The organism is Thermodesulfobacteriota bacterium, from assembly GCA_040755095.1.
Lineage (GTDB): Bacteria > Desulfobacterota > Desulfobulbia > Desulfobulbales > JBFMBH01 > JBFMBH01.
On the sequence record JBFMBH010000027.1, the window covers coordinates 1 to 5,822 of the forward strand.

Annotated in this window: 7 protein-coding genes; all 7 read right to left on the reverse strand. The window is 67.2% G+C overall.

Features of this window, described 5'->3' with window-relative positions:
• Nucleotides 1-3: 3 nt before the first annotated feature.
• On the reverse strand, nucleotides 4-267 hold the full coding sequence (locus tag AB1634_06200) for an antitoxin (protein MEW6219113.1): 264 nt from the start codon (nucleotides 265-267) through the stop codon (nucleotides 4-6).
• Between the two features lie 88 nt (nucleotides 268-355).
• A complete protein-coding gene (locus tag AB1634_06205) occupies nucleotides 356-949 on the reverse strand; it encodes an SIS domain-containing protein (protein MEW6219114.1) in 594 nt (197 codons plus the stop codon).
• The gene (locus tag AB1634_06210) at nucleotides 946-1,947 is read right to left on the reverse strand and encodes a hypothetical protein (protein ID MEW6219115.1); all 1,002 of its coding nucleotides are present in this window, start codon (nucleotides 1,945-1,947) and stop codon (nucleotides 946-948) included. Before AB1634_06210 ends, AB1634_06205 begins: the two co-directional genes overlap by 4 nt.
• Before the next feature lie 336 nt (nucleotides 1,948-2,283).
• On the reverse strand, nucleotides 2,284-2,514 hold the full coding sequence (locus AB1634_06215) for an addiction module protein (GenBank protein MEW6219116.1): 231 nt from the start codon (nucleotides 2,512-2,514) through the stop codon (nucleotides 2,284-2,286).
• Nucleotides 2,515-2,709: 195 nt separating this feature from the next.
• A complete protein-coding gene (locus AB1634_06220) occupies nucleotides 2,710-4,239 on the reverse strand; it encodes a PfkB family carbohydrate kinase (protein ID MEW6219117.1) in 1,530 nt (509 codons plus the stop codon).
• Nucleotides 4,239-5,075 carry a hypothetical protein gene (locus AB1634_06225; GenBank protein ID MEW6219118.1) on the reverse strand — a complete coding sequence of 279 codons (837 nt, stop codon included), beginning with the start codon at nucleotides 5,073-5,075 and terminating at the stop codon, nucleotides 4,239-4,241. Before AB1634_06225 ends, AB1634_06220 begins: the two co-directional genes overlap by 1 nt.
• Nucleotides 5,076-5,077: 2 nt before the next feature.
• Nucleotides 5,078-5,822: radical SAM protein (locus tag AB1634_06230; protein ID MEW6219119.1), on the reverse strand; the 745-nt coding region annotated here is incomplete at its 5' end.

The following is a 5,822-nucleotide window of genomic DNA, read 5'->3' on the forward strand; positions in this document are numbered from 1 at the left end:
TCTTCACGGCCACAGCTCCCCGTCCGTACCCCGCTGCTCACGGAGGGCCTGGTCAAAGGCGTCCGCCTCCTCTTCCGACCAGAGCCCCAGGAAGGGGGTGAACTCGCCTTCGCCTCGGTCCTGGTGGCGGGGTCGTGCTGGCCGTGCTGCTCCCTTGCGGAGGATGGCCAGAAAGGCCTTGTTCAGGCTGATCCCCTTGCTCCGCGCTTCTGCCTCAGCCAATGCCCGAATGTCGTCCGGTATGCCCCGCAGGGTAAGCTGGCCCACGGCTGTCTCCTGATGATGACTCTTGTTGAGTCACCATGAATCACAACGCCACCCTTGGTCAAGACCGCCGTGTCCGGCGGTGGCCCCCTCAAGACACCCCGGGGCCGCTGCCCGCCGCCACCAGATCCATCCAGTGGTGGAGGATGGCGGCATGGCCGCTTTCCGCCAGGCCGTATGTTTCGGCCGGCAGATAGAAGTTGAGGTCACCGGCGGACCGCAACGGGTTGCCGGCGGCCATGGCCGACAGGGTGACCACGGTGCCGGAAAGGCGCCTCGCCTCGGCCACTGCCCGCAGGATGTTGGGGGAGCGGCCCGAGGAGCTGATGGCCACCAGCATGTCCCCGGCGGTCCAGCGGCGGCGCAGGGGCTCGGCGAACACCTCCTCGTAGCACAGGTCGTTGGCGATGGCGGTGATGAGGGACAGATCCGAGAACACCTCGGTGCGCACATGGGCATTCTTGGCCAGATCGGCCGCGAAGTGGCTGGCCATGGAGGCGGAGGCGCCATTGCCCACCAGATAGACCGTGCCCCGGGCGGCCCGCAGGGCCAGGGTGGTGTCACGCCAACGGATGAAGGCGGCGTCGGCGTCCAGCTCCCGGCCCGTGCTCTCCCGGGCCGACAAATCGGCCAGCAGCCTGGTCAGGGTGGCAACGTTGTCGGACCAGTGACCGGCTGATGTCATGGGCTTCCTCCGGGTTGGGGTTCGCGGCCGGTCGTCAGAGCCGTCCAGAGGGCGGGCACGGTGTCGGCGTGCCGGCCCTGGAGGTACAGGCCCTCGCCGCCATCGGCAACCGTCCGCACCAGGAGCGTCTTCCAGGGCCGGAAATAGTAGCCGGCGCAGGAGCGCTCCGGCTCCGCATCCACCCGCTCCGGCAAAGGGTGCAGATCCGTGACCAGGGTGGTGAAGCGCCGGATGGAGCGGCCCTCCTGGCTGGCCACGTTCCGGGCCATGGCCAGGGCCTTCAGAAACACCTCCGGCCCCATGACCGCGGAGCCCAGGCTCATCACCACCCCGCCTTCCAGGCCCTCGACCAGGGCGGCAAAGCGCAAGAAATCCGTGTAGCTGGCGGCACCCCAGGCCCCACCGTCGCAGTTGGGCATCTCGTGGACGATGTCGTAGCCGATGCCCACATGGGCGGTGACCGGGATGCCCAGGCGGAAGGCCGCAGCCAGCACACTGAGATCCCGGTGCGGCAGCCCCTCCTCCCAGATGGCCTGTCCCACCGCCTCGCCCAGGCCCCGGCCGTTCCGGGCGGCCTGGCTGGCGATGTCGTTCAGGCGGCTCGTCTCCTGCCACAGGCCGAAGGAGCCGTCCTGGATGTAACGGGCTACGGACTCGGTGGTGGCGCCAATGAGGGCCAGCTCGAAGTCGTGGATGAGGCCGGCGCCGTTCATGGCGATGCCGGAGAGGAGCCCCCGCTCCAGGAGATCGACGAGATGGCGCTGCACCCCGGAGCGGAGCACGTGGGCGCCCATCAAAAGGAGCACCGGGGCGTTGGCCTCGCGGGCCGTCCGGATGTGGTCCGCCACCCGGGCCAGGACCGGCGGCACCTCGGCCACCGGCGCCAGGGGCAGGAGACTGGCGAGGTCGAGATCGTGGCGCCGCTCGGCCAACGGCCGCAGCCGCAGCCGGGAGCGGTCGAAGAGCGGGAAGCGGTGGGGGGGGCTGCTGGCGGTCATGGATATCAGGCGGGTCTTGTGCTTCCGGCGCACCGGTGTTAGCGGCCTCTGGCCCTCTCCCGCAACAGCTTTGGATTCCTGGCTGCATGGAGGACGGCGATCACCACCACGTCCTCGTCCTTGAGGACATAGAAGACACCATAGGGAAATCGCCTCGTGAGTGTTCGTCGGATGTTCCTATGGACCTTCTGATACACCGTCGGGTTTGCCTCGATGAGCTAACGCCGCGTCCAGCTCGGCAATGAAGTTGAGTCCGAGTCCGGGCTCTCTCGCCTCGTACCATGCTTGCGCCTCGGCGATATCACGCTCGGCTTCAGGTCTTACAAAGAACACGGGCTACTCCTGAGCAAGGAGGCGCGCCCGAACCTCGTCCCATGGGGATCCTTTCACCTGGTCGGAGTTGAATGCTCCCAGCCGCCTGTCCAGTTCTTCCCGTTGCTCGTCGGTCAGCTCGACCGCCTCCGGGACCGCAGCGATGCTGTCCCAGATGGCTTCGACCAGCCTGATCCGTTCGCGGACGTCGAGCTGCAAGGCATCCGATACGGTCAATTTCCTGGCTGTCTGCATAGTCATTCCTTCCATCGGTTGTTCTTTGTTCGTTCGGCCCCTGAACGTGTGTCAGACGGCCAGCCGTCCCTCGTGCCAGCAGAGCGTCTCGCCGATTCCCTGCGGCAAGAACGACGGGCACCAGACTGTCACCAGACCAGGCAGACATACCGCGGGGTGTCAACGGACAGCCCGCGGCTTCAAGCCTGCCGGCAATCACTTCATCACTGCGGTGACGTACTTTTGCACACTGGCCCGGTCGATACTCTTCTTGTTGCCGATCACCTCCACCGCCAGGCCGCCGACGATGTTGCCCAGAAAGCCCAGGATCTCGCTGGGCGCCTCCTGCACCGCCGCCATGGCGGTCACGGACAGGAAGGCGTCGCCGGCGCCCACCCGGTCGACGATCTTCTGGGCAAAGGCGGGCACCTGCACCACCGGCTGGTCGCCTTCCACCACGGTACAGCCCTTGCGGCCGGTGGTCACCACCATGCGGCGGGTGCCCAGCTGGCGGGCGATCCGCTGCATGGCCGGCAGGAGGTTGCCGTTCTTGGCCCGGGTCTCCAGGCGCAGCTCGTGCTCGGCGATGCAGGCGTAGTCGGCGTGCGGGTAGCGAGAGACGGTGTGGAAGCCCCGGTTGCCGGCATTGGCCTGGGTGTTGATGGCCAGGTACGGGGCGTGCTGGCACAAGGTGGCCACGGCCTGGGCGCTGATGGCGCCATGGCCGAAGTCCGAGGCGATGACCAGGTCGTAGTCGGCCAGATGCTCGGCCAGCCAGGCATTGAGTGCGGCGTCCGCCGCCGGCGGCAGGCCGGAGTCGTCCATGAGGTACACCTCGAGAAGCTTGTTGAAGGAGTAGCCGTCCAGAAAGCGGCGCTTCACCAGGGTAGGCGCCCCGGGCTGGGTGTGGAAGAAGGGCCGGACCTTGGCATGAAGCTGGCCACGGATGAACTCCTCGTGGCGGTCCCGCTCGCCCAGCAGGGTGACCAGATCCACCGCGCCGGCGAAGTTGGCCACATGGTTGGCCACCGCCAGGACGCCGCCGGCAAAGAGATCGTGGGACTGGTACCGAAGGACCAGGGTGGGATCCTTGGAGGATTTGCCGATGGCCTCGCAGTACTGGTACTCGTCCAGGATGGTGTCGCCGATGACCAGCACCCGAAGATCGCTCATCCGGTCCAGGATGGAGACGATCTCCGGCAGGGAGTGGCGGCTGCGGAACAGCTCCACGTAGTTGCTCAGCTCCTCCGGCAGGTTGGACAGATAGCGGTTGATGAGGTTGGAGGAGGAGAAGACGATATCCTCGGCAAAGGCGATCGTCGCGCCGATCTCCTCCACCACCGCTGCCTCCCGGGCGATCTTGCCGGTGGGGTCGCTGGCGAGATTCTTGAACTCGGCGCCCTTGACATAGACATGGGGCCGCAGGGTCCGCAAGGTCTCCTCGGCGGTGGGCCAGAGGTTCACGGCCACGAAATCGACGCAGCCCAGGGAGGCCACGGCCTCGGCCCGCAGCTCTTCGCCAAAGGCCGGCCGATGGGGACCCTTGTCCACGAACCGGTCCGGGGTGACGGTGACCACCAGCACATCCCCGTGGCGGCGGGCCTGCTCGAAATAGCGGATGTGGCCGATGTGCAGGAGATCGAAGACGCCATGGCAGAGCACCAGCCGCCGGCCGTTGGCCCGGATGGTGTCGAGGATGGCAGCCAGCTCATCCACAGGCAGGATTTTTGGATTGTCGGAGCCCATCAGCGCACCTCCTTGCCGCCCGGCAGCCGTTCACCGTTGCCATCCGGATTGACCCCGCAGGGGCGGCCCCCCGTGGTCGCCCAATCCGCCCCCCGTGGCCGCCCAACCAGCCCGCTGGGCAGATCCGGGCAGAGAAGGACCGCCCGGGCCAGCAGATAATCCCGTTCCGCATCGATGTCGATGACCAGCCGGTCGTGGAGCCAGGGCTTGATCCGCCGGCCGAAGGACTCGTACATCCGGCCCTGGCGGCGGCTGGCCTCCTCGGGCCAGAAGCTCGCAAAGTAGCTGGCCCGGGTCAGCACCGTGTGGCCGTCGTGGATCATGTAGGGCTTGAGGTCCTGGCGCCGGAAGGCTGCGGCCGGCCAGTCCGGCAGCTCGTCTTCGCATACGTCCACCATCCAGGCCGGGTTGAACTTCTCCACCGGCTGGAAGGTGAAGACGGCGTCGAATTCCGGCCGCTCCGCAAGGAAGCATACCGGCCCCTGCACCAGCTCGGCGTGGCGCACCGGGATGTTGCCGTAGACCAGGAGGAGGTAGTCGGCGCCCTGGCCGGCTTCCTGCCAGGCGTGGAACAGCACCTCCTCGATCCGGGTGCGGTCGCCGGCCAGCTCGGCGGGCCGGGGCAGGAAGAGCGCACCGTGCCGGCCGCACAGGGGCTCGGCCTCCGGGATGTCGGTGGAGAGCACGGTGGTCACCGCCAGTTCCGGCGTGCTCAGGCCCTGGCACCAGGCGAGCACATGCTCCACCACCGGCATCTTGCCGATGGGCAGCATGCATTTGGAGGGCAGGCCCTTGCTGCCCTTCCGGGCGACGACGACGGCGAGAACAGAGGCCATGGCTAGAAGAGGTCGATAGCGCCGTGCTTGGCGCGGTGGGCCTTGTCCTCGGGGGACAGGCGGCAGAAGTCTTCGGCCAGGGGGCCGTAGAGGGCCTGGATTCGGGCCTCGATCTCCTGGGGCGGCAGCGGTCGGTAGTGGCGCCGTACCTCCTCCTGCATCCAGGTGTACTTCGCCTGGAGGGCCTCGTCCGTGAAGGTGTCGGTGAGGTTGATGAGAAAGGTCCGGGCGTCGCCCAGGGACATGACGAAGTCGTGGAGGTTGTCTTGCCGGATGCGGCCGGTCTCCAGGGCGAACTGGAAGAGGCTGGTGCCAGGGTACGGGGTGGCGAACATCAGGGAGCCCAGGTGCAGGTTGTTGCGGATGCAAAAATCCACCGTCTCCTGGCAGCTGGCCTCGTCCTCACCGGGCATGCCCAGGATGAAGGAGACCGGGATCGGCAGGCCGTGGCGGCGGTTGATGGTCACCGCCCGCTCCATCTGCTCGATGGTGATCGCCTTCTTCATGCCTTTGAGCATCCTCGGCGAGCCGGACTCGAAGCCGTAGGAGATGGAGCAGCAGCCGGAGGCCCGCATCTTCGCCACCGTCTCGTCGTCCACCAGATTGGCCCGGCCGGTGCACGACCAGCGCAGCTCCGGGAAACGGCGGTTCCGGGCGGCGCAGAATTCCAGGACCCGGTCCTTGTGCGCCATGAACTCGTCATCCTGGAAGGAGACGAACTGGACACCAAAGTCCCGGACCAGGCGT

What these genes read in the sequence shown, in the direction of transcription:
- AB1634_06205 (MEW6219114.1), bottom strand. Translation starts at nt 949, where the DNA reads ATGACATCAGCCGGTCACTGGTCCGACAACGTTGCCACCCTGACCAGG.
- AB1634_06210 (MEW6219115.1), bottom strand. Translation starts at nt 1,947, where the DNA reads ATGACCGCCAGCAGCCCCCCCCACCGCTTCCCGCTCTTCGACCGCTCC.
- AB1634_06215 (MEW6219116.1), bottom strand. Translation starts at nt 2,514, where the DNA reads ATGCAGACAGCCAGGAAATTGACCGTATCGGATGCCTTGCAGCTCGAC.
- AB1634_06220 (MEW6219117.1), bottom strand. Translation starts at nt 4,239, where the DNA reads ATGGGCTCCGACAATCCAAAAATCCTGCCTGTGGATGAGCTGGCTGCC.
- AB1634_06225 (MEW6219118.1), bottom strand. Translation starts at nt 5,075, where the DNA reads ATGGCCTCTGTTCTCGCCGTCGTCGTCGCCCGGAAGGGCAGCAAGGGC.